18 protein-coding genes are annotated in these 22058 nt (G+C 66.8%); 8 read left to right on the forward strand and 10 right to left on the reverse strand.

Annotated elements, in window-relative coordinates:
* Positions 1 to 21 precede the first annotated feature (21 nt).
* The 4 genes from ACZ1JS_RS03285 to ACZ1JS_RS03300 form a co-directional block, all read right to left on the reverse strand.
* Entirely contained in the window at positions 22 to 846 is an 825-nt protein-coding gene (locus ACZ1JS_RS03285) for a hypothetical protein (protein WP_465167696.1), read from the reverse strand.
* 76 nt (positions 847 to 922) lie between these two features.
* Positions 923 to 1240, reverse strand: coding sequence for a hypothetical protein (locus ACZ1JS_RS03290; protein ID WP_465167697.1), 318 nt, complete (start codon positions 1238 to 1240; stop codon positions 923 to 925).
* Positions 1241 to 1488: 248 nt separating this feature from the next.
* Positions 1489 to 1734: a putative periplasmic lipoprotein gene (locus tag ACZ1JS_RS03295; RefSeq protein WP_242116191.1), complete on the reverse strand. Its 246-nt coding sequence runs from the start codon at positions 1732 to 1734 to the stop codon at positions 1489 to 1491.
* A 142-nt stretch (positions 1735 to 1876) separates the two neighbouring features.
* Entirely contained in the window at positions 1877 to 3235 is a 1359-nt protein-coding gene (locus tag ACZ1JS_RS03300) for a M20/M25/M40 family metallo-hydrolase (protein WP_465167699.1), read from the reverse strand.
* A 280-nt stretch (positions 3236 to 3515) separates the two neighbouring features.
* Here ACZ1JS_RS03300 and ettA point away from each other — a divergent pair, with 280 nt between their 5' ends.
* Both ettA and ACZ1JS_RS03310 read left to right on the forward strand, forming a co-directional pair.
* On the forward strand, positions 3516 to 5195 hold the full coding sequence (ettA, locus tag ACZ1JS_RS03305) for an energy-dependent translational throttle protein EttA (protein ID WP_242116198.1): 1680 nt from the start codon (positions 3516 to 3518) through the stop codon (positions 5193 to 5195).
* A gap of 10 nt (positions 5196 to 5205) precedes the next feature.
* Positions 5206 to 6381 (forward strand): sensor histidine kinase, encoded by a 1176-nt coding sequence (locus ACZ1JS_RS03310; protein ID WP_465167700.1) that lies wholly within the window; start codon positions 5206 to 5208, stop codon positions 6379 to 6381.
* 85 nt (positions 6382 to 6466) lie between these two features.
* Here ACZ1JS_RS03310 and ACZ1JS_RS03315 read toward each other — a convergent pair whose 3' ends face one another.
* The 5 genes from ACZ1JS_RS03315 to ACZ1JS_RS03335 form a co-directional block, all read right to left on the reverse strand.
* A complete protein-coding gene (locus tag ACZ1JS_RS03315) occupies positions 6467 to 7243 on the reverse strand; it encodes an NYN domain-containing protein (RefSeq protein ID WP_465167701.1) in 777 nt (258 codons plus the stop codon).
* 44 nt (positions 7244 to 7287) lie between these two features.
* The gene (locus ACZ1JS_RS03320; protein ID WP_465167702.1) at positions 7288 to 7668 is read right to left on the reverse strand and encodes a DoxX family protein; all 381 of its coding nucleotides are present in this window, start codon (positions 7666 to 7668) and stop codon (positions 7288 to 7290) included.
* 85 nt (positions 7669 to 7753) lie between these two features.
* Positions 7754 to 9400 carry a cation:proton antiporter domain-containing protein gene (locus tag ACZ1JS_RS03325; RefSeq protein ID WP_465167703.1) on the reverse strand — a complete coding sequence of 549 codons (1647 nt, stop codon included), beginning with the start codon at positions 9398 to 9400 and terminating at the stop codon, positions 7754 to 7756.
* Between the two features lie 331 nt (positions 9401 to 9731).
* On the reverse strand, positions 9732 to 10214 hold the full coding sequence (greB, locus tag ACZ1JS_RS03330) for a transcription elongation factor GreB (RefSeq protein ID WP_465167704.1): 483 nt from the start codon (positions 10212 to 10214) through the stop codon (positions 9732 to 9734).
* Positions 10211 to 12250: a lytic transglycosylase domain-containing protein gene (locus ACZ1JS_RS03335; protein WP_465168620.1), complete on the reverse strand. Its 2040-nt coding sequence runs from the start codon at positions 12248 to 12250 to the stop codon at positions 10211 to 10213. The genes greB and ACZ1JS_RS03335 overlap by 4 nt, the downstream gene beginning before the upstream one ends.
* 78 nt (positions 12251 to 12328) lie before the next feature.
* On the opposite strand from ACZ1JS_RS03335, the gene dapA reads away from it, so the two are divergent.
* The gene (dapA, locus tag ACZ1JS_RS03340; RefSeq protein WP_465167705.1) at positions 12329 to 13213 is read left to right on the forward strand and encodes a 4-hydroxy-tetrahydrodipicolinate synthase; all 885 of its coding nucleotides are present in this window, start codon (positions 12329 to 12331) and stop codon (positions 13211 to 13213) included.
* Positions 13214 to 13301: 88 nt separating this feature from the next.
* Here dapA and ACZ1JS_RS03345 read toward each other — a convergent pair whose 3' ends face one another.
* On the reverse strand, positions 13302 to 13451 hold the full coding sequence (locus ACZ1JS_RS03345; RefSeq protein WP_465167706.1) for a hypothetical protein: 150 nt from the start codon (positions 13449 to 13451) through the stop codon (positions 13302 to 13304).
* Here ACZ1JS_RS03345 and ACZ1JS_RS03350 point away from each other — a divergent pair.
* From ACZ1JS_RS03350 to ACZ1JS_RS03370, 5 genes are all read left to right on the forward strand, one after another.
* Complete coding sequence (locus tag ACZ1JS_RS03350; RefSeq protein WP_465167708.1) at positions 13450 to 15891, forward strand: ATP-binding protein; 2442 nt, start codon at positions 13450 to 13452, stop codon at positions 15889 to 15891. The genes ACZ1JS_RS03345 and ACZ1JS_RS03350 overlap by 2 nt on opposite strands.
* Positions 15892 to 16079: 188 nt before the next feature.
* A complete protein-coding gene (gene smpB, locus ACZ1JS_RS03355; RefSeq protein WP_056456703.1) occupies positions 16080 to 16562 on the forward strand; it encodes an SsrA-binding protein SmpB in 483 nt (160 codons plus the stop codon).
* Entirely contained in the window at positions 16555 to 17130 is a 576-nt protein-coding gene (locus ACZ1JS_RS03360) for a DUF2062 domain-containing protein (protein ID WP_465167709.1), read from the forward strand. Before smpB ends, ACZ1JS_RS03360 begins: the two co-directional genes overlap by 8 nt.
* Before the next feature lie 253 nt (positions 17131 to 17383).
* Complete coding sequence (locus ACZ1JS_RS03365) at positions 17384 to 19447, forward strand: M13 family metallopeptidase (RefSeq protein ID WP_465167710.1); 2064 nt, start codon at positions 17384 to 17386, stop codon at positions 19445 to 19447.
* Between the two features lie 214 nt (positions 19448 to 19661).
* On the forward strand, positions 19662 to 22049 hold the full coding sequence (locus ACZ1JS_RS03370) for an ATP-binding protein (protein WP_465167711.1): 2388 nt from the start codon (positions 19662 to 19664) through the stop codon (positions 22047 to 22049).
* Positions 22050 to 22058: the final 9 nt, after the last annotated feature.

A 22058-nucleotide genomic window follows, 5' to 3' on the forward strand; every position in this document is an offset into this window, starting at 1 on the left:
GCGACGCTCGCGGGCTGGTCGCTACAGTGCGCCCGCCGGGGCAGGGGCTGGGGGAGCCCTGCGCGCCGGGACCCGCCACGCCAGGTACAGCAATGCTCCACTGGCAATGGCGGCAACGACCGAGAGCGTCGCAGGCGCAAGGTCGGTGAACAGCGTCACGCAGCGTTCCCATGTCGCGGTGCCGCCGATCGTCTCGAACGCGATCATCTGTGCGGCAGTAGCGACGGCGGCAAGGGTGAAACCGATGCCGCGCCCTGGGGTGCGCGTCGCGAGCAGGGTGGCGATCAACAACGTCAACAGGTTGGCAAGGTGGAACGACAGGCGAAAGCCGCCAAATCCTGCCGAGCCGCTGATCGGAAAGCCGGGGATCGCAGGCAGTAGCCGGCCAAGGATCGGCGGCAGCACCAGCAGCGCCGTTGCCAGCATGGCCGACCCATGCGCCACTACCTCACGGCGTCGGGCAAGGGCATAGGCGACCATGGCGATCACCGAGGCTCCGGCGATCATGTCGGCGCTCGCCAGCCGTGCGCCATAGGTGGCATGAAACGGGTCGGCGCCGCTCCGCCACAGCGATGCCATGCTGTGCAGCGCGAGCGGCCCCGCCGCCGCGAACAGTGGCAGGAGGACGAAGGTGGCAAGGCCGCACCGCCGATGCCACGCGGTCCGGCGGGTGGCGATCGACCAGGTCTGGACCGTCAACAGCGCCAGCCACGCGGTCGCGGTGATGCCATGCGCATGCAGCGCGAACGGCGCCTCGCGCAGCCGACCGAAATAGCCGGGCCAGAAGGCGACGACGATCAGCGGGAACAGGAGCAACAACCAGCGATGGGCATGACAATATGGCATGATTCCCTCCTTTGAAGGACGCCTCCGATCCAGTGCTGCTACGCGTCGGCGTTCGTTGCCTGCCGGGCGTTCGGCTTCACGCATCGCTGCGCCGGGGCCAGATATCCGTGAAGGGCCGCGTTACCTGTCCGCCCGCGCCCGGTCCTTGGTCGGGACCAGCATAGTCCATGACCAAGATCAGCTCGGGGTTGCGGTCGATCGGCGTGATGCGTTTGCGAAAATCGCGATAGCCGAGCAGGTCCTGCACCATCGCCTCGCCGAGTCGGCCATAGGCGGCACCGAGTTCGGGCGGCATCGTCACGCCGGGGGCGAGTTGCGCGGCGGACGGGACGGAGAGTAGCAGCGCTGCGACGGCGACGTGGCATTGTCCGTAGGTTCCTTCCCGAACATCCATCGCCTCCCGCTGCACGACGGAATATCATAGGGCAGTTGCCGGACGCCTGCTGTCCTTCATATGGAGTAGGCAGCGGAGTGGGCGCGTTCACGCTACGCAATGTCCCGGCCGCAATCATGCCCCAATCGCGCCACCGTGGGATCGGGGGCGTAACGATCGGTTTTTTGCACGAAAAAGGGCGCCGCCGTTGCCGGGGCGCCCTTTCCGAAATCCGGTTTCCCGTGGCCTGGGGCACACGGGAAAGGGAATTACATGCCGTTGTGCTCGGCCGAGTTCTCGATCGCGTCCGACGCGTCTTCGGCGTTTTCCGAAGCGTTCATCAGATCGGCAGCGACGGCTTCGTTCGAGGTGTTCTCAGCCTGCGCTTCGAGGTTGTCGGCCAGCATTTCGAGGTTGTCCGACGCTGCGTCAGCGGCGTTGTCGGTCGGGGTGTTCTTGCAAGCGGCGACCGAGAGGAGGCCGGCTGCGGCGGCGACGAGCATGATCTTCTTCATAAGGGTAACTCCCAGAGAAATCCATTTCGCGAAAGGCCGGCGTCACCGCCGTCGCGAAGTTGCCGCAATAGCGCCTTCCGCGCCGCCGTCAATCGTCAATTGTGGCAAGAATGCGGCTTTGCGACCAATGGTGGGCCGTTTCCTACTTGCGACGAAACGGTCCGATCGGCTCCGGGGCGTTTGCCACGACGGCCAGCATCGTCGTCCATGCCGCTACGTTTTGCTGCAATTGCACAGGGTCGATCTTGTCAAGCGTATCGTCGGGCGTGTGGTGCAGATCGAAATAGCGCAGGCCCGATTGGGCAAGGTCGATGGCGGCGACATTTTGCGCCAGCGTCGGTCCGATATCGGTCCCGTCCCCGGCGACGGCGGTGCCGCGCGTGATGCCGAGCGGGGTCAGCGCCGTGGCGAGCCGGTCGCCGATCGCGGCCGATTCGGGGGGCAGGGCGACGTCGAACCGCCACACCCGGTCCGCGCCGAAATCGCTCTCGGCGGCGAGGGCATGACGGTCTCCGGCATGCGCCTTCGCATAGGCCGCGCCGCCGACGCCGCCGACTTCCTCCGCACCGAACCACACGACGCGGATCGTGCGGCGCGGGCGACCGGCTGCCATGATCCGTTTGGCGGCGGCGGTGGTGATGCCGAGGCCGGCGGCATCGTCGAACGCGCCGGTGCCGAGGTCCCAGCTGTCGAGATGCCCGCCGATCAGCACGATCCCCGCGGCGGGATCGCTGCCCGGGACTTCGGCGACGACATTGCCGGACTCACGCATCCCGATCTGGCGCGGCGTCAGTGTCAGGCGCAGGCGGACCGGCCGTCCGCGCTTCAATACGCGTTCGAGCTGTTCGGCATCGGGCACTGACAGCGCTCCCGCCGGAATGGCCGCAGTGCCTGCCGGAAAGACGGTGCTGCCGGCGTGCGGGTTGCGGTGATGATCGGTGCCGAGCGAACGGATGACGATCGCCGCCGCGCCCTTTTGCGCGGCGATCGCCGGACCCGCCCGACGGACCGCGCCGAACGCGCCATAGCTCGACCCATCCTGCGTCGCGGCCATGGCATGGCTGACGAACGCGATCTTGCCCTTCAGGCTGCCGGCCGGTGCAGCCTTCAGATCGTCGAGCGTCGGGAAGAAGGCGATCTCGGCTTCGAGCCCCTTGGCGGGCGTCGCGCTCGAATTGCCGAGCGCGGTGATCGCCAGCGGCTGCGGGAAGGGGCTGACGATCGCGGCCCGTTCCTCGTCCCGGACCCAGACCGGCATCTGATACGGTTCGATGTGGACGTTGCTGAACCCCAGTGCCTTCAGCCGTGCCACCGCCCAGTCGCGGGCGCGCGCTTCGTCGGGCGTACCGGCGAGGCGCGGGCCGATCTCGGTGGTGAGGCCCTCGGTAATGTCCCACGCGACGGTATCGGTCAGCGCGGCATCGCGCAGCGTCGCAACGTCCATCGTCTGGGCAAAAGCGGGGAGGGGCATTGCAAGGGCAGCGAGGAGCAGGCGGCGCATGAAGTTCCCCTAGGTTGGTTCTGCACCATTCCATACGGACAGCTTCAAAGAACGCAAATCCTTGCCGCCTGCGAGGAAGGGAACCAGCGAAGCTGGTGGAGGGGGAGGGCCGCACACGGAACGGCTGCGTTGCGGGGCGATCCCCTCCACCAGCTGCGCTGGTCCCCCTCCCCGTTCCGGGGAGGAGCTTTTGGCCGCGCGTTGCCAAGTCCCTGGCCCATCGCTACATCGCGGCAGACGATTATTCCCCATCCAGACATTCGAAACGGAGCCTTCGGCAATGGCCGTACAGTACAGCTATGTGATGAAGGGTCTGACCAAGACCTTCCCCGGCGCGAACAAGCCGGTGCTGAACAACATCCATCTGCAATTCCTGCCCGATGCGAAGATCGCGATCATCGGTCCGAACGGCGCGGGCAAATCGACGCTGATGAAGGTCATGGCCGGCATCGACACCGAATTCACCGGTGAAGCCTGGGCCGCCGAAGGGATCAAGGTCGGCTATCTGCCGCAGGAGCCGAAGCTCGATCCGACCAAGACGGTCATGGAGAACGTCAAGGACGGCGTGCGTCCGGTCGCGGACCTCGTCGATCGCTTCAACGCCATTTCGGCCGAGATGGGCGATCCGCAGGACGACACCGATTTCGACGCGCTGATGGAGGAAATGGGCGAGCTTCAGGCGAAGATCGACGCGGTCGATGGCTGGAGCCTCGACAACCAGCTCGAAATCGCGATGGAAGCGCTGCGCTGTCCGCCGGGCGACGCATCGGTCGAGAACCTGTCGGGCGGTGAGAAGCGCCGCGTGGCGCTGTGCAAGCTGCTGCTCGAAAAGCCGCAAATTCTGCTGCTCGACGAACCGACCAACCACCTCGACGCCGAAAGCGTCGCGTGGCTGGAAAACTACCTCAAGGAATATACCGGCAACGTCATCCTCGTGACCCACGACCGGTATTTCCTCGACAATGTCGTGAACTGGGTGCTCGAGCTCGATCGCGGCCGCTACTACACCTACGAATCCAACTATTCGGGCTATCTCGAAAAGAAAGCCAAGCGCCTCGAACAGGAAGAGCGCGAAGAGGCCGGTCGGGCCAAGGCGATTCAGGACGAACTGGCCTGGATGCGGCAGACGCCCAAGGCACGCCAGACCAAGTCCAAGGCGCGTATCCGTGCGTTCGACGAACTGGTCGAACGGCAGGAGAACCGCGCAGTCGGCAAGGCGCAGATCCTCATCCAGATTCCCGAACGCCTCGGCGGCAAGGTGATCGAGGCGGAGGGTTTGACCAAGGCCTATGGCGACAAGCTGCTGTTCGAAAATCTCGACTTCAACCTGCCGCCCGGCGGTATCGTCGGCGTGATCGGCCCGAACGGCGCGGGCAAGTCGACGCTGTTCAAGCTCATCACCGGCCAGGAACAGCCCGATGGCGGCAAGATCGAGGTCGGGCAAACGGTGAAGCTCGGCTATGTCGACCAGTCGCGCGACGACCTCGACCCCAACAAGAATGTCTGGGAAGAGGTGTCGGACGGCCTCGACGTGTTCCGCTTCGGCAAGCAGGAACTCGGCACGCGCGCCTATGTCGGCGCGTTCAACTTTAAGGGGCAGGACCAGCAGAAGAAGGTCGGCCAGCTCTCGGGTGGTGAGCGCAACCGCGTCCATATCGCCAAGATGCTGAAGGAGGGCGGCAACGTCCTGCTGCTCGACGAACCGACCAACGACCTCGACGTCGAAACGCTGCGCGCGCTCGAAGAGGCGCTGGAATCCTTCGCGGGTTGCGCCGTGGTCATCAGCCACGATCGCTTCTTCCTCGATCGCCTCTGCACCCACATCCTCGCGTTCGAAGGCGACAGCCATGTGGAGTGGTTCGAGGGTAACTTCGAAGCCTATGAGGCCGACAAGCGTCGTCGCATGGGGGATGCGGCCGATCGTCCGACGCGCCTCGCGTACAAGAAGCTGACCCGCTAATCCGATGCCGGTGGTCGAGGAAAATGGGGCGGGGTCGGACGATCCCGCCGACGCGATCCGCTATCGCCTCGACCAGCAGCGCATCCTGGCCGAGTTCGGCGGGATCGCGCTGCGCAGCCGCGATATCGACGAGATCGTGCGGGCGGCGGTCGAGCTGGCTGCGCGCGGGATGCGCACCCGGCTGGCCAAGTTCCTGCATCACGATGCGGCGCGGGGCGGGCTGATCGTCCGCGCCGGCATCGGCTGGAACGAGGGCGTCGTCGGTGGTGCGGAGATGGGCGACGATCTCGGATCGCCGGCCGGCTTCGCCTTCCAGACCGGTGAGGCGGTGATCTCCAACCATCTGCGCGACGAGAAGCGCTTTCGCACCCCCGGCTTCATGGCCGATCACGGCGTCAAGCGCGCGATCAACGTGCTGGTCGAGGCGAACGGCAAGCGCTTCGGCGTGCTGGAGGTCGACAGCCGCTCGGACGGGCGGTTCGAGGAAGACGACCTCGCCTTCATGCAGGGCTTCGCCAACCTGATCGGCGTCGCGATCGAGCGGCTCGAGGCCGAGGCCAATCTGCGCGCCGCGATCGAGCATCAGGAATTGCTGACGCGCGAGGCGTCGCACCGGGTCAAGAACAGCCTCGCCATGGTGTCGGCGATGCTCAACCTGCAGATGCGCGAGGACGACGATCCGCGCGTGCAGCGGATGCTGGGCGATGCGCAGGCGCGGATCGTGGCGATCGGGCAGGCGCATGACCAGTTGTGGCAGGGTGAACGCGTCGGCGTGGTCGCGCTCGACCGGCTGCTATGCGGCATCGTCGACCAGTTGCGCGAACAGGCACCCGACCATGCGATCGACTGCGATATCGCTCCGTTGACGGTCAGCGGCGATACCGCGATCCCCATGGGGCTGTTGCTGACCGAACTGGTCACCAATGCGGTCAAATATGCCTATGGCGAGGGCGGCGGGCCGGTGCGGATCGAAACGCGGTGCGACGATGGCGCGCTGACGATGACGGTGGTCGACCAGGGCGTCGGACTGCCCGCCGACCTCGACCCAATGGTGTCGCGACCGACGAGTCTGGGGATGCGGATGGTCAACAGCCTGACGCGGCAATTGGGAGGCACGCTGGCGTTCGAAGATGCTGCGCCGGGGACGCGGGTGGTGTTTTCGATGCCGTTGCCGGAAGGGGTTTAGGCGCTTCCCCCGCCCCGATCGTTTGCCTTACCCCTCCGTTCGCTCGAACCTGCTCGAACCGAACGGATATTGCGAGGGAGCGGCCTCAAACCAGCTTTACGAACACCCCGGTATCGCGCCGCTCGACCTCGAACGCCTTCACCTTCTCGATCAGGTCCGACAGCCGCTTGAACCCATAGTTGCGCGTGTCGAAGCTCGACCGGTTCGCCGCGCGCTGGCCGACCTCCGACAAACTCGCAAACCCCCGCTTGTCGACCTTCGACGCGTCATAGGCATCGGACAGCAGCTTCACCAGCGCCGCATCGATCTTCTGCTGCCTGCGAGCGGGGGCAGGGGCAGGTTTGGCCGCGGGCGCGGCAACCGGTGCCGCGACGCCGCCGATCGCGGGCGGCAGCGGCATGTTCGCCACATCCTCGACATCCAGCGAGGCGACGTCTATGAACCGCGTGCAGCTTTCCCGAAACCCCTCGGGCGTGCGGTCGGTGCCGAACCCATAGACCGGTACGCCTTCCTGCCGGATGCGCTGCGCCAGCGGCATGAAGTCGCTGTCCGACGACATGATCCCGAATCCGGTGATCCGCCCGCGCAGCAGCAGGTCCATCGCGTCGATGGTCATGCGCATGTCGGTCGCGTTCTTACCCTTGGTGATGTCGAACTGCTGGAACGGCTCGATCCCGTGGCGCATCAACAGCGCCTTCCAGCTTTTGAGGCCCGGCTTCTCCCAATTGCCATAGGCGCGCCGGACGTTGACGGTGCCGAACTCGGCCAGCACCGTCAGCACCGAATCGAGATAGGCGGCGCCGGCATTGTCGGCGTCGATCAGCAACGCGACGTTGCCGGTGGGAGCATGATGGGTGGCCATGCCGCCCGTCTATCGCACTCGACGGACGGGCGCGACCGAAACCGTCAGCCGCGGTCCCGGGCGGCGTCGATGCTCCACGTGCCCCCACCGGCCGCCGCCATGTACAGGAAGGCGAAACAGTACAGCACCGCCGCCTCGCCGCCATTGGCGATCGGGAAGGGGCCTTGCGGCGCATGCGCCATGAAATAGGCGACCGCCATCATCCCGGACAGCACGAACGCCACCGGCCGGACGAACAGCCCGACGATCAGCAGCGCGCCGCCGACCAGCTCCAGCCCGGCCGCCGCATACAGCATATCGTTCATCGGCATCGGAAAGGGGGGCAGGCCGAACAGCTTCGACACACCGTGGCTGAGAAAGACGAGGCCGAACACGATCCGCATCGCGGCGAGCAGGCGCGGGGCGAGGGAGGCGGGCAAGGGCATGACGGGCTTCTCCATGACGGAACTGCCGCCATGTCGCAGCGAATGGTCCGTTACCCAAGCGCAATGATCGAAACGATCCGTTGCGTCAGGCGGTGCGCTCGCGTTCCGCTTCCGCCCGGCGCAGCATGGTGCGGGCCAGCTCCTCCTCGCCCAGCACGACCTGGTCGACGCCGTGCCGCTCGAGATAGCCGACCTCCTCGGCGGAATGGGCGCGCGACAAGATGTAGAGGCCGGCGTTCATTCCGCGCGCATGCTGGACGATCGCGCCCGCTTCGAACCCGCCGGGGATCGCGATCAGCAGCTTGGTCGCCTCTGCGACGCCGGCGTCGCGCAGCACATTGGGGTCAAGCGCATTGCCCAGCACCACGCTCCACCCATGGGCTTCGGCGGCGCGCGCGGTGTCGGCCTGGTCCTCGATGACGACGAAGGCGCGACCGGCGTCGCGCAGCCCTTCCGCGATCAACCGGCCGACCCGGCCCGCGCCGACCAGCACGACATGATCCTCGCGCGCCTTCTCGCGCTCGCTCTCGCGCACCTCGTTGACCGACGGTTCGTCGCCGCGTCCCGCAACAGCGCCGAACAGGAACGGATTGACCATGATCGAGAGGATCGCGCCCGCAAGGATCAGGTCGCGCCCCGCATCGGGCAGGATACCCAGATTGGTGCCGATCCCGGCGAGAATGAACGAGAATTCGCCGATCTGCGCGAGGCTGGCGGCGATGGTCGCGGCGGTGCAGTTGGGGTGGCCGAAGGCGCGGACGATCACCCACGCCGCAGCTGATTTGCCGACTACGATGATCGCGATGGTGGCGAGCAGCGGTCCGGGCTGTTCCATCACCACCTTCGGATCGAACAACATGCCGACCGACACGAAGAACAGCACCGCGAATGCATCGCGCAACGGTAGCGTCTCCTGCGCCGCCCGCCGGCTGAGCGGTGTTTCGCCAAGGATCATGCCCGCGAAGAAGGCGCCCAGTGCGAAGGAGACGTCGAACGCCAGCGCCGCACCGAACGCCACGCCCAGCGCGATCGCCAGCACCGCCAGCCGGAACAGCTCGCGCGATCCGGTATGCACCACCCAGTGCAGCGCCCACGGAATGACCCGCCGTCCGACGACCAGCATCAGCGTGACGAAGCCGGTTACCTTCAGCAACGTCGTCAGGATCGCGGTCACGATGGCGCCGGGCGCCGCCGCCTTGGCCGGATCGATCGCAGCGGCGACGACCGGCAGCAGAACCAGCGCCAGCACCATCGCCAGATCTTCGACGATCAGCCACCCGACCGCGATCCGCCCGCGTTCGGTCTGCACCAGCGCACGCGCCTCCAGCGCCCGCAGCAGCACCACCGTGCTTGCCACTGACAGGGCAAGGCCGAACACGATCCCGGCCATCAGCGACCAGCCGAGAAACTGGCTCAGTCCCCAGCCCATCGTCGTCGCGACCGCGATCTGCACCACCGCGCCCGGCACGGCGATGCGCCATACCGACAACAGGTCCTTCAACGAGAAATGCAGCCCCACCCCGAACATCAGCAGGATGACGCCGATTTCCGCCAGTTCGGTCGCGATGCCCGAATTGGCGACGAAGCCCGGCGTGAACGGCCCGATCAACACGCCCGCCAGCAGATAGCCCGCGATCGGCGACACGCGCAGCTTCTGCGCCGCCGCCCCCATGACGAATGCCGCGACCAATGCGGTGACGATGGTTCCTATCAGCGGCGTGTAATGGGGCATCGGTTCTCCGTGGCACGTTCCTTCGAAGCGAACGGGCGGGGCTGCGCTTGGGTTCGCCAGCGTACCGATTTTGTTGCGGAACCCCAGCCCTACCGGACGTCATCCCGGATTTAAGTCGGGAGCTCGGCAAAAGTGTTCCGCCTATCCCTGGACCCTTCCGTATCCCCGCGAAGGCGCGGGGCCAGAGCCAAGCAGAACGAAGGTCTGCGAGTGTGGCCCCGTATTCGGGCCTTCGCGGGGATATGGTGAAGCGGACGTTCGCAAAGGTTTCGATCAAGTCGGGGATGACGAGGTGGTTTAGATAGAATTACCGCCGTGGCGGGGCGGCCGATCACGGATAGGCGATCGCCATCACCTCATATTCCTTCGCCCCCGCCGGCAGCGCGACCGTGCGCACGTCGCCCACCGCACTGCCGCGCAAGGCACGTGCCATCGGTGAGTTCCATCCGATCCGTCCCTTGCCCGCATCGGCCTCGTCGTCGCCGACCAGTTCCAGCACGCGGTGGTTGTCGTCCTCGTCGGCGATCGTCACGGTCGCGCCGAACCAGGCCCGGCCGCGTTCGGTCTGGCTCGCCGGATCGACGACCCGCGCCGCCTTCATCCGCTTGGCGAGGAAACCCAGCCGCCGGTCGATCTCGCGAAGGCGTTTGCGGCCATAGATATAGTCGCCATTTTCCGACCGGTCGCCATTGCCCGCGGCCCAGGCGATGACGTCGACCAGCTTCGGACGCTCCTCGCCCAGCAGCTGGTCATATTCGGCCTTCAACACAGCATAGCCCGCCGGCGTGATATAGTTCGGACGCGGTTCGGTCATCCCGGTCGGTTCTTCCCCAGATACCAGCTCAGATTGTTCGGCCCGCGCGACCGGGCCTTGTCGGCGTGAATCAGGTCATAGACGACGGCATTTTCCAGCACGCGCTGCACATAGCCGCGCGTTTCGGACAGCGGAATCTTCTCGATCCATTCGACCATGTCGACGCCCGGGGTGCGGGGGTCGCCATTGGCGCGGATGAACTTGTTCACATTGCCCGGCCCCGCATTATAGGCCGCGACCGCCAGCGGATAGCTGCCACCATAATAATCGAGCATCCGCTGGATGTAGCTCGACCCGAGCGCCATGTTGAACGCGGGATCGTTGAGTGCGGTCGGGCTGTAGGTCAGGCCCAGCTTGGTCGCGGTCTCGCGCGCGGTCCCCGGCATCAACTGCATCAACCCGCGCGCGCCTGCGCGGCTGACGGCGGTGCGGTCGAACTGGCTCTCCTGCCGGGCGATAGCGTGGATCAGCGTGAACTGGTCCTGTTGCGGTCCGCCGACCGGCACCGACGGATAGCCTGCCAGCGTATAGTCGCTATGCCCGTTCAGCAGCGCGCTGCGCCCGACCATCACCGCCAGGTCCGGGCGGTCGATCGCCTTGGCCAGTTCGACCGCCAGCGCATGGTCGGTGTCGCTGCGCGCATCCTCGGCGATCTTGCGGATGAACAGGCTCTGGTCGGCATATTGGCCGGTGCGGCCCAGATAGCGCGTGGCCCGCGCCATTTCGCCATTCATATAGGCGGTGCGCAGATCGGCCGGCACGGCGGTCGCAACGGCGGTGGCGGGCGGCGCGCGCAACGGACGACCGATGCGCTCGCTGGCCAACTGGCCATAGAACAGGTCACCCAGATCGGCCGCCTGTGCATACCAGCGATCGGCGGTCGGCCGATCCCCCGCCGCCTCCGCCGCGCGGCCGGCCCAGTAATAGCCCTTGGTCCGCACCGTCGGCGTGCGCGACCCGCTGGCATAGCGCGCGAACATGCCGGTCGCGTCGCTCGGTCGGTTGAGCTGCTGCAACGCGACCGTGCCCGCCAGCCATGCGAGGCTGGTATAATCGTCGCGCTCGCCATAGCCGGCATCGGCGATGACCGTGCCCGCCGGGAACGCATCGTCGATCTGCGAGGCAATGCGATAGGCGAGGTCATACTGGCTGTCGGCCTGCGCCGCACGGGCATTGGTCAACAGGACTTCGAGCCATTCCTCGATATCGCCCGGGCTGCGCGACAACCGGCGCGGCTGGGCCAGATAGGCGCGCGCCGCCCCCGACTGGCCCGATGCCCGCAACCAGCTTGCCCGGTCGGCGATATAGCCCGGATCGGCGCGATCGACGCCCGGCTGCTCGCCGCGCACGCTGGCATCGGCGGCATTGGTGCGGAACGCCATGCGCGCATCGAAGGTCGGACGCATCGCTGCCGAGACATAGCCGATCTGGCGCAGCCCGGCGGTCGTCGCTCCCTGCCACAGCATTTTGTCCATGCGTGCGTCATGATCGGCCGGCGCCAAGGCGCTGGCAAAGCGGCCGAGCAACGTCGCTTCATCGGCCGGACGCAGCACGCCGCGCCGCCACGCCGCCCGCGCCGCCGCCTGTGCTTCGGGCAGCCGTCCGCTGGCCGCCAGCGCCTCGGCATAGCGCAACTGCCCGGCGGCGGTGCGCGGCGGGAAACGGGTGAAGAAGCGCAGCACCGTCGCCGCATCCTGCCCGCCATCGGCCACCACGGTTTCGGCGGCGGCGCGACGGCTGGTCTCACCGGGAAAGCCGGGATGCGCCAGCAGGAAGCGGGCATAGTCGGCAAAGGGATAATTGTCCGATTGCTGCAACCGTTTCCATTCGGACAGCACCGGCTGGATCGGGTCGTAGGGGACGGGCGCGGGCACCGGCTGCACCATCGGCTGTGCGGCGGGCGCGACCGGTTGCACGATCGGTCGCGGGGTGACGGGGGCAGGGGCCTGCGGAGCGGTTTGCAACAGCCCGGTGGCCATGGCGGCGCTCGCGACGCCGGTGAGCAGGAACGCGCTCTTGAACACGGTGGTCAGCATACTGGACATGATATGGAAGCGCGCCCTATCTGTCGCCACCTTTTCGGCTCGAATCCCTGTCCACGGAGCGCAACCACCATGTTTTCCGGATCGATCCCGGCCCTCGTCACGCCGTTTGCCGACGGCAGGTTCGACGAAGCCTCGTTCCGCGCGCTTATCGATTGGCAGGTCGAAAGCGGGTCGAGCGCGCTGGTGCCGTGCGGTACGACCGGCGAAGCCGCGACGATGACGATCGAGGAGCATGACCATGTCGTGCGCGTCTGCGTCGATCAGGCGCAGGGCCGGGTGCCGGTCATTGCCGGCTGCGGTTCGAACGATACGGCGGTCGCGCTGCACCACATCCATGCGGCCAAGGCGGCGGGTGCCGCCGCCGCGCTGCTGGTCCCGCCCTATTACAACCGCCCCAATCAGGAGGGGGTGTTCCGCCATTTCGAGGTCCTAGCGCGGGACGGCGGTCTGCCGATCGTCCTGTACAACGTGCCCGGCCGCACCATCACCGACATTGCGGTCGAAACCGTCGAACGCATCGTCAAGGCGTTTCCCGACATGGTCGTCGGCATCAAGGACGCGACCGGACAGATGCCGCGCGTGTCCGAACATCGCCAGCGCTGCGGCACTGGATTCGCGCAGCTCTCTGGTAACGACGACATGACGCTCGCCTTCATGGCGATGGGCGGGGTCGGGGCGATTTCGGTCACCGCCAATGTCGCGCCCGCAATGTGTGCCGAGTTTCAGGATGCGTGCGCTGCGGGCGATTATGGCCGGGCGCTGACGATCCAGGACCGTCTCTATCCGCTCCATGCCGCACTGTTCAGCGATGCTTCCCCGGGGCCGGTCAAATATGCCCTTGGCCGTGTCCGTCCCGGCTTCCCGACCGACCTGCGCCTGCCGATGACGCCCGCGTCCGAAGCGTCGCGGGCGGCGGTCGATGCCGCGCTGGCGCATGCCGGACTATTGGGTTGAACGAAGGCGACGGACCGATGCACGTTATTGTGATTACGGGGCGGCACCCTTAACACGTGCCGCATATGCCTAACGGACATTTGTCGCTTCAAACGGTTACCGGTCGCGAAATCGCCGGCCATGACTGGTCGGCCACGTCGCTCGGCCCGATCGAATCCTGGCCGGTATCGCTGCGTTCGTTGCTGGCGATGATGCTGTCCTGTCCGACGCCCATGTTCCTTGCCTGGGGCCCGGACATGCGGTGCTTCTTCAACGATGCCTATCGCCCGATCCTCGGCGTCCGCCTCGACGGGGCGCTGGGCGAGCGGTTCGACATCGTCTGGGCCAATATCTGGGACGAACTGATCCCGCTGGTGGACCGGACCATGGCCGGGGGCAGCGTCACCGCCACCGACATGAAACTAGATCTTGCCCGCACCGGCGAGCCGGAGGAAAGCTGGTGGACCTTCACCTATTCCCCCGCCTTCGATGACGAAGGCCGGGTCGCCGGGCTGCTCTGCGTCACCGGAGAGACCACCGCGCGCGTCGTCGCCGAGCGGGAACGCGCCGCCGCTGACGAACGGTTGCAACAGGCATTGTCGGCCGGTCGCAATATCGGTGCATGGGACTGGGACGTGCAGGCCGATATCATTCGTGCCGATTCCCGTTTTGCGCTTCTCTACGGCGTCGAGCCGGCGGTGGCGGCTGCGGGTGCGCCGATCGGCACGTTTTTCAAAGGCATCCATCCCGACGACCTTCCGAACACACAGCGACAGATCGCGGTGGCGATGGATTCGTCGGGCGACGGCACCTTCATTTCGGAATATCGCCTGCTGCGCGCCGACGGTACCAGCCGCTGGGTATCGGCGCAGGGCCGGTGTAGTTTCGACGACGACGGCCGTCCCACCCATTTCCCCGGTGTCAGCTACGATATCGACGACCGCAAACAGGCCGAACTGGCGGCGCTGGCGGCAAAAAACGAGCGCGAATTCGTCCTGTCGCTCAGCGCGCGCCAGCGGGCGGCGACCGATCCCGATGCGATCATGCGCTTCACCGCGCGTGCGCTGGGCGAGCGGCTCGACGTCCATCGCATCTGTTTCGCGCGGGTGGGCGAGAACCGGGTCCGCTACATCGCCGGCTGGAACGACGGTGCACTGCCGCCGCTGACCGGCGATCATTCGATCGACCGGATGGGGCCAAGCAACACCGCACTGCTGCGCGCCGGACGGACGGTCGTGTCCGATGCCTTTGCGCAGGACGACCGGTTCGAAGCCGAGACCGTCGCCAGCTACAGCGCCCGGTCCGGCTTCGCCGTGCCGCTGCGCCGCGACGGGCGCCTCGAAGGGCTGCTGATCGTCGGCCATGGCGAACCGCGCCACTGGCTGCCGAGCGAGGTCGCGCTGGTGCAGGAGATCGCCGAGATCAGCTGGGTCACCATCCAGCGTGCCGATGCCCTGCTGCGGCTGGAGGCGAAGGTCGGGCGACAGGGCGCGCAGCTCGAACGGGTCGCGACCGAACTGCACGATGCGGCCTCTGCCCGCGCCGCCGCCGAGACGCAGGTGCGCCAGTTGCAGAAGATGGAGGCGGTCGGCCAGCTGACCGGCGGCATCGCGCATGATTTCAACAACATGCTGGCGGTGGTGATCGGCGGGCTCGACATGATCGATCGCCGCCTTGCCTCCGGCCGCAACGATGTCGCTCGCTATGTCGAGGCGGCGAAGGAAGGGGCGACCCGCGCCGCCGCCCTGACCCAGCGGCTGCTCGCCTTTTCGCGTCAATCGCCGCTGTCGCCCGAACCGATCGAGGGCAACCGGCTGATTACCGACCTGACCGACCTGCTGACCCGGACTTTGGGCGAGCGCATCGCGGTCGAAACGGTGCTCGGTGCCGGGCTGTGGCGGGCGGAGGCGGATCGCGGCCAGCTGGAGAATGCGCTGGTCAACCTCGCGGTCAACGCCCGCGACGCGATGCCCGACGGCGGACGACTGACGATCGAGACCGCCAACGCGCATGTCGGCGACGATTATGCGCAGGAGGCCGATATGGCTGCCGGGCAATATGTGTTGATCGCGGTCAGCGACACCGGCACCGGCATGGCCCCCGACGTGCTGGCCAAGGCGTTCGACCCGTTCTTCACCACCAAGCCGGTCGGGCGCGGCACCGGACTGGGCCTGAGCCAGGTCTTCGGTTTCGTCCGCCAGTCGCGCGGCCATGTCCGCATCTATAGCGAACCCGATGTCGGCACGACCGTCCGCCTCTATCTGCCGCGCTTCTATGGCGAGGCGCCGACGCCCACGGCGCGCGCCACGCTGGCACCGGTCCGCGGGGGCGGCCTGCATGAATCGATCCTCGTGGTCGAGGATGAGCCGCGCGTCCGCAGCTTCTCGGTCGAGGTGCTGCGCGATCTCGGCTACAACGTCTTCCACGCTTCCGACGGGCCGGAGGCGATCGGCCTGCTCGAAGACGGACTGCAGGTGACGTTGCTGTTCACCGACGTGGTGATGCCCGGCATGACCGGCCGCGAACTCGCCGACCGCGCGCTGGCGATGCGGCCCGACCTGCGCGTGCTGTACACGACCGGCTATACCCGCAACGCGGTGGTGCATAACGGCGTGCTCGATCCGGGCACCCGGCTGCTGCCCAAGCCGTTCGACGTCGACGAACTGGCAAGGAAGGTGAGGGAAGCACTGGACGCCTGAAGATCCTCCCCGCTGCGCGGGGAGGGGGACCGCCGCGAAGCGGTGGTGGAGGGGGGTGTCCACGCAACGCAACCGTTCCGTATGTGGCCGTCCCCCTCCACCATGCTGCGCATGGTCCCCCTCCCCATGAATGGGGAGGATTTTTTCGTGCGCTTCCCCTCCGCCCCCTGACCCCCTATGTCCGCGCCATGAGCCGTCCGCGTCCCCAGCTGTTCGACAAGAAGAAGACCGTCGCCGAAAACCGCCGCGCGCGTTTCGATTACGAGATCGACACCGTCTACGAGGCCGGCATCGCGCTGACCGGGACCGAGGTGAAGTCGCTGCGCTTCGGCGAGGGGTCGATCACCGAAAGCTATGCCGATGTCCGCGACGGACAGGTGTGGCTGATCAACTCGAACGTCCCCGAATTCAGCCATGGCAACCGTTTCAACCACGAACCGCGCCGTCCGCGTAAACTGCTGCTTCACGAACGTGAGATAAACAAGATGCACGGGGCGGTGGCGCGCGACGGCATGACGCTGATCGCGCTATCGGTGTATTTCAACGGCAAGGGGCGGGCGAAGGTCGAACTGGCGCTCGCCAAGGGGCGCAAGAACCACGACAAGCGCGAACATATCAAGGAGCGGGACTGGAAGCGTGAACAGGGAAGGTTGCTCCGCGACCGTGGTTGAACCGGCGGGCGAAGACCGGGGGCTGGGCGGCCGTGCGCTGCGCTGGGTCCGTGCGAACCTGCCGACGCGCGAATCGATCGAATCGATCCGGTTCCTGCGCCCGGTCGCGCACCGCGTGCTGGCTCCCGAACTCTGGCGCTTTACCCGTCGTTCGGTCCCGCGCGGCGTGGCGCTGGGCATGTTCACCGGCATCCTGATCCCGCTGGGGCAGATTCCGGCGTCGGCGGTCCTCGCGCTGCCGTTGCGTGCCAACGTTCCCGCCGCCGCGCTGACCACCTTCTTCACCAATCCGATCACCACGCCGTTGCTGTTCATCCTGTATTACAAGGTCGGTGCGTCGCTGCTCCATCTCGACCGGGTGGTGCCGGGCGATCCGATCGGCAAGGCGGTTGCCGCGCCGCCGGGTTGGCTCGACTGGCTGGTGGCGGAAGTAGGACCTGCGACCGCGCTCGGCATGCTGGTATGTTCGGTGGTCGGCGCAGTGCTGGGCTATGCGATCGCGGCGCTCGGCTGGCGGTGGTGGATCGCCGCCAAGTGGAAGCGGCGCGGGCATGGGGCGCGGTCCTGAAACCCTCTCCTTCCCAAAACTAACCCGTTCGCTTCGAGCACAGGTTCGAGCCTGTCGAGAACCGTAGTCGAGAAGGGGGTGCCCCAAGCGGGGCGTTCTCGACCGACGCTTCTCGACAGGCTCGAAGCTGCTCGAACCGAACGGGGAGGGGGCAAAGCTGCTTTTGCCAGCAGGACGAGCCACACGAGATATTGACGATCGATAAGGCCGGGTGCAGCATGACTGTATCACCCGATACGAAGAGGCTTATTCGATGCGGCGTAGTTTCGTCCTGACCACCCTGCTTGCGGCTTCCGCCCTGTCGGCCTGCGCTACCACTCCGCCCGTCGCCGTCCTTCCGCCGCCGGAAGCGCCTGCGGTCGCCGAAGCTGCACCCGCACCCAAGCCCGAGATCGGCGATTTCGGCTTCGACGTCGCGGGCATGGACCGCGCGGTGAAGCCCGGCGACAATTTCTACAAATACGCGAACGGCAACTGGGAAAAGATCACGCCGATCCCGGCCGACAAGTCGAATTACGGCATGTTCACCGCGCTCGACGACCTGTCGAAGACGCGCACCCGCGAATTGCTCGACGCGGCGAAGAACGATCCCAATTCGAAGATCGGCACCGCCTATGCCACCTATCTCGATCAGGCGGCGATCGAGGCGAAGGGGCTGGCCCCGATCCAGCCATGGCTGAACGAGATCAAGGCGCTGAAGTCGAAGGCCGGCTACGCAGCGCTCGCCGCAAAGGCGTCGCAGGCCGGCGTCGGCGCGCCGTTCGGCGCCTATGTCGGCCCGGACGACAAGCAGCCGACCGTCTATGCGCTGCAGACCGCGCAGGCCGGGCTCGGCATGCCCGACCGCGATTATTATCTCTCGACCGATGCCAAGCTGGTCGAACAGCGCAAGGCGTATCAGGCGCATCTCGCCAAGATGCTGACGCTGGCGGGTGAACCCAACGCCGCCGCCCGCGCCGCCGCGATCGTCGCGTTCGAGACGCGGATCGCCAAGGCGCACTGGACGCGGATCGAAAGCCGCGACGCCAACAAGACCTATAACAAGATGACCGTCGCCGACCTCCGGCGCCGCGCACCTGGCTTCGATTTCGCGACCTATTTCCGGGGTCTCGGCGCCGACACCACCGACGTGATCGTAGCACAGCCGACCGCCTTCACCGGCATGGCGAAAGTGATCGGCGCGGCACCGCTTTCGGTGCTGAAGGACCAGATGCTGGTGCGCTCGCTCGACAATTTCTCGAGCGTACTGCCGCAGGCGTTCGATCAGGAAAACTTCGCCTTCTACGGCACCGTCCTGTCGGGCACGCCGCAGCAGGAGGAACGCTGGAAGCGCGCGGTCGACTTCACCTCGGACGCGGTCGCCGATGACGTCAGCCAGGCCTATGTCGCCAAATATTTCCCACCCGCGACAAAGGCGGCGGCGGACGAACTGGTCCGCAACGTGACCGAGGCGATGGGCCGCCGCATCGACAATCTCGACTGGATGGCACCCGAGACCAAGGCGAAGGCGCGTGCGAAGCTTGCCGCCTTCACGCCGAAGATCGGCTATCCCGACCAGTGGCGCGACATGCGCGACCTGACGATCAAGCCGGGCGACGCGTTCGGCAACATGCTGCGCGCGAACCAGTGGCAGCAGCGCTACAATGTCCAGCATCTCGGCAAGCCGATCCAGAAATGGGAATGGTTCATGACCCCGATGACCGTGAACGCCTATGCGAACCCGGTCATGAACGAGATCGTGTTCCCCGCCGCGATCCTGCAGCCGCCCTTCTTCGATCCCAACGCCGATCCGGCGGTCAATTACGGCGCGATCGGCGCGGTGATCGGGCACGAGATCAGCCACCATTTCGACGATCAGGGCCGCAAATACGACGTCAACGGCAGTCTCACCGACTGGTGGACCGCCGAGGACGTCAAGCGCTTCGAGGAACGCACCGCCGCGCTGGTCAAGCAATATGACGCCTATGAGCCGCTGCCCGGGCTACACGTGAAGGGCGAATTGACGCTGGGCGAGAATATCGCCGACCTCGCCGGACTGACCGCGGCGTGGGACGCCTATACCCATGCCTATCCGGGCGAGCAGAAGGCGATCGACGGCTTCACCCCCGAACAGCGTTTCTACCTCGGCTGGGCGCAGGTGTGGCGGCGCAGCTACCGTGAGGCGAATCTGCGCCAGCGTCTGCTGACCGACCCGCACAGCCCCTCCGAACAGCGTGCCTGGGTCGTCCGCAACCTCGACCCGTGGTACAAGGGCTATACGCCCGCGACCGGCGAATATCTGTTCCTTCCGCCCGAACAGCGCGTCCGCATCTGGTAACCCCGCTCTCCCTCTCTCCGTCAGGGGAGAGGGATGCGCAGACTCGGTCTTCGCGTAAGCGAAGGCCTGGTCGAAGCTGGGTGAGGGGAGGCGCTCGCTTATGCGAGCGCGCGAGCCAAAGGCTCGCGTCGCTCAGGCTCCAACCCGCCCGTTCCCCGCTGGCCGGGCCCCACAACGCTTGACGGACGCAGGCCGTCACCCCAACAGCCTATCCATGCTGCCGAAATTTTCCGCCGGCCCGTCGCCGGTACTGCCGTTGATTACCGCGCTCGCCGCTGGGGTCGTCGCGGGTGCCATCATCCTGTGGATGATCGGCAGCGTCCCCGTTGCGGCGGGCTTCGCGGCGGCGGCGGTGGTGCTGGCGGGCGTGGCGCAGGCGGTGCTGCACTGGACCGATACCCGCGCACCGGTCGAACCCGGCATCGACTGGTCACTGGTGCAGACGATCGCCGCCACCTGTCCGCATGCGCTGGCGGTGACCGACCGCGCCGGACGGCTGGTCAGCGCCAACGACCGGTTCGCGACGATGTTCGGCGGCTATCCGACCCCGCCCGGCGTGCTCGGCGACGGGGTCGATGCCAATACGCTCGCCGGCGCCGCGCGATCGGCGTGGCGCGATGGCGAGGCGAAGGCGACGGTGCGGCAGGGCGACGCCCCGCTCAACGTGACCCTCTACCGCGCCGGCGACAATATGCTCGTCTGGCAGTTCGAGGGCGGGCAGGTCATTGCCGAGGCGGTGTCGATGCGCACCATGATCGCCGGCACCGCGGGCGACCGGCTGGGCGCGGCGGGGGTGATGCTCGCGCTGCTGACCCCCGATGGTCGGATTCGCGCCGCCAACCGCGTGTTCCGCGCCCGCGCCGTCGGCAATGAGGACGCGGCGATCGAGGGGCGCGACTTCGCCCGTTTCCTTGTCACCGACCATCGCGGCCGGGTCCGTTTCGAGCGCGAGGGGCTGGGCGGCGATCCCTTGCGGATCGTGCAGGTTCCGATCACCGACGATCCCGCCGGGCCGATGCTGGTCGGTCTGCTCGACGAGGAAGAGGCGCCGGTCGGACTCATGCCGATCGCCGCGCCGGGGTCGGCGGGACAGGTGCGGGCGCTGGTGTCGCTGCTGCCGGTCGGCATGGCGCTGGTCGATCGCGACGGGCGCTTCCTGCACATGAACGACGCCTTCATCCGCGCGACCGGCGTCAATCCGGTCGCGCCGCCGCTTTATCCGGGCGATCTGGTGGTGCGAGAGGACAAGGCGGCACTGGCCGATGCCGTTCGCCGCTTCGCCGGGGGCGCGCAGCACAATGCCGACATGGCGGTACGGCTGGCCGATCGTTCCGACGAACCGATCGCGCTGACGATCGCCGGTGCGCGCGGGCTGGGCGAAGCGGCCGTCGTCCTGTCGCTGCGCGATACGGGCGAGGAGGGCAAGCTCAAGCGGCAGGTGGCGCAGGCGACCAAGATGCAGGCGGTCGGCCAGCTCGCCGGCGGCGTCGCGCATGACTTCAACAACATCCTGACCGCGATCATCGGCCATTGCGACCTGATGCTGATGCGCCATTCGCCCGGCGACAGCGATTATGACGACATTCAGCAGATCCGCGCCAATTCGAACCGCGCGGCCAGCCTGACCCGCCAGCTCCTCGCCTTCTCGCGCCAGCAGACGCTGCGCCCGCAGGTGTTGCAACTGCCCGACGTCATTTCCGAGGTCTCGAACCTTCTGAAGCGCCTGCTCGGCGAAACCGTGCAGCTGGTCGTCAACCACGGGCGCGGGCTGGGGTCGGTCCGCGCCGATCCGGGGCAGCTCGAACAGGTCGTCGTCAACCTCGCGGTCAATGCCCGCGATGCGATGCTGTCGCAGGGTGGCAATCGCAACGTCCTGACCATCGAAACGCTGGCGACCAGCGCGCAGGAAGTGCGCGCGATGGACGACGACGTGCTGCCGGTCGGCGATTATGTGACGCTCAAGGTCTCCGACACCGGCACCGGCATCCCGCCCGAAATCCTGCCCAAGATCTTCGAACCCTTCTTCACCACCAAGGAAGTGGGGAAGGGGACCGGCCTCGGCCTGTCGACCGTCTATGGCATCATCAAGCAGTCGGGCGGCTATATCTTTGCCGAATCGCGCGCCGGGCGCGGCGCGACCTTCGTCATCCACCTGCCGGTCCATGCCGCCGCCGCCGAACCGCCGCGCATCGGCACCAATCCCAGGCTGAAGACCGAACCGACCGCGCCGACATGGGGATCGGGCACGATCCTGCTGGTCGAGGACGAGGATATGGTCCGCGCCATCGCCGAACGCGCGCTCACGCGGCAGGGCTATACGGTGATGACCGCCGAGAATGGCGAGGCGGCATTGGAGCTTCTCGCCGACCAGCCGCATATCGACCTGTTGATCTCGGACGTGGTCATGCCGACCATGGACGGCCCGACGATGGTCGGCCACGTACGCAAGGTCTATCCGACCTTGCCGATTCTGTTCATGTCCGGATATGCGGAAGAGCAACTGCGCCGGTCGATTGATCTGGATCAGGTTTCGTTCCTGCCCAAGCCGTTCTCGGTTCAGCAACTGGCCACGGCGGCGCGCGACGCGCTGGCAAAGACCTGAGCCGCCGCC

This window comes from Sphingomonas sp. BL-S-05, from assembly GCF_055521695.1.

Excerpts from the sequence above, each read along its gene's own strand:
- ACZ1JS_RS03315 (WP_465167701.1), bottom strand. The coding sequence starts at position 7,243 with ATGGCCACCCATCATGCTCCCACCGGCAACGTCGCGTTGCTGATCGAC.
- ACZ1JS_RS03295 (WP_242116191.1), bottom strand. The coding sequence starts at position 1,734 with ATGAAGAAGATCATGCTCGTCGCCGCCGCAGCCGGCCTCCTCTCGGTC.
- ACZ1JS_RS03320 (WP_465167702.1), bottom strand. The coding sequence starts at position 7,668 with ATGCCCTTGCCCGCCTCCCTCGCCCCGCGCCTGCTCGCCGCGATGCGG.
- ACZ1JS_RS03300 (WP_465167699.1), bottom strand. The coding sequence starts at position 3,235 with ATGCGCCGCCTGCTCCTCGCTGCCCTTGCAATGCCCCTCCCCGCTTTT.
- smpB (WP_056456703.1), top strand. The coding sequence starts at position 16,080 with ATGAGCCGTCCGCGTCCCCAGCTGTTCGACAAGAAGAAGACCGTCGCC.
- ACZ1JS_RS03290 (WP_465167697.1), bottom strand. The coding sequence starts at position 1,240 with ATGGATGTTCGGGAAGGAACCTACGGACAATGCCACGTCGCCGTCGCA.
- ACZ1JS_RS03365 (WP_465167710.1), top strand. The coding sequence starts at position 17,384 with ATGCGGCGTAGTTTCGTCCTGACCACCCTGCTTGCGGCTTCCGCCCTG.
- ACZ1JS_RS03345 (WP_465167706.1), bottom strand. The coding sequence starts at position 13,451 with ATGTCCGGGCCCCAGGCAAGGAACATGGGCGTCGGACAGGACAGCATC.
- ACZ1JS_RS03325 (WP_465167703.1), bottom strand. The coding sequence starts at position 9,400 with ATGCCCCATTACACGCCGCTGATAGGAACCATCGTCACCGCATTGGTC.
- ACZ1JS_RS03335 (WP_465168620.1), bottom strand. The coding sequence starts at position 12,250 with ATGCTGACCACCGTGTTCAAGAGCGCGTTCCTGCTCACCGGCGTCGCG.
- dapA (WP_465167705.1), top strand. The coding sequence starts at position 12,329 with ATGTTTTCCGGATCGATCCCGGCCCTCGTCACGCCGTTTGCCGACGGC.
- greB (WP_465167704.1), bottom strand. The coding sequence starts at position 10,214 with ATGACCGAACCGCGTCCGAACTATATCACGCCGGCGGGCTATGCTGTG.
- ACZ1JS_RS03350 (WP_465167708.1), top strand. The coding sequence starts at position 13,450 with ATGCGGTGCTTCTTCAACGATGCCTATCGCCCGATCCTCGGCGTCCGC.
- ACZ1JS_RS03285 (WP_465167696.1), bottom strand. The coding sequence starts at position 846 with ATGCCATATTGTCATGCCCATCGCTGGTTGTTGCTCCTGTTCCCGCTG.
- ettA (WP_242116198.1), top strand. The coding sequence starts at position 3,516 with ATGGCCGTACAGTACAGCTATGTGATGAAGGGTCTGACCAAGACCTTC.
- ACZ1JS_RS03370 (WP_465167711.1), top strand. The coding sequence starts at position 19,662 with ATGCTGCCGAAATTTTCCGCCGGCCCGTCGCCGGTACTGCCGTTGATT.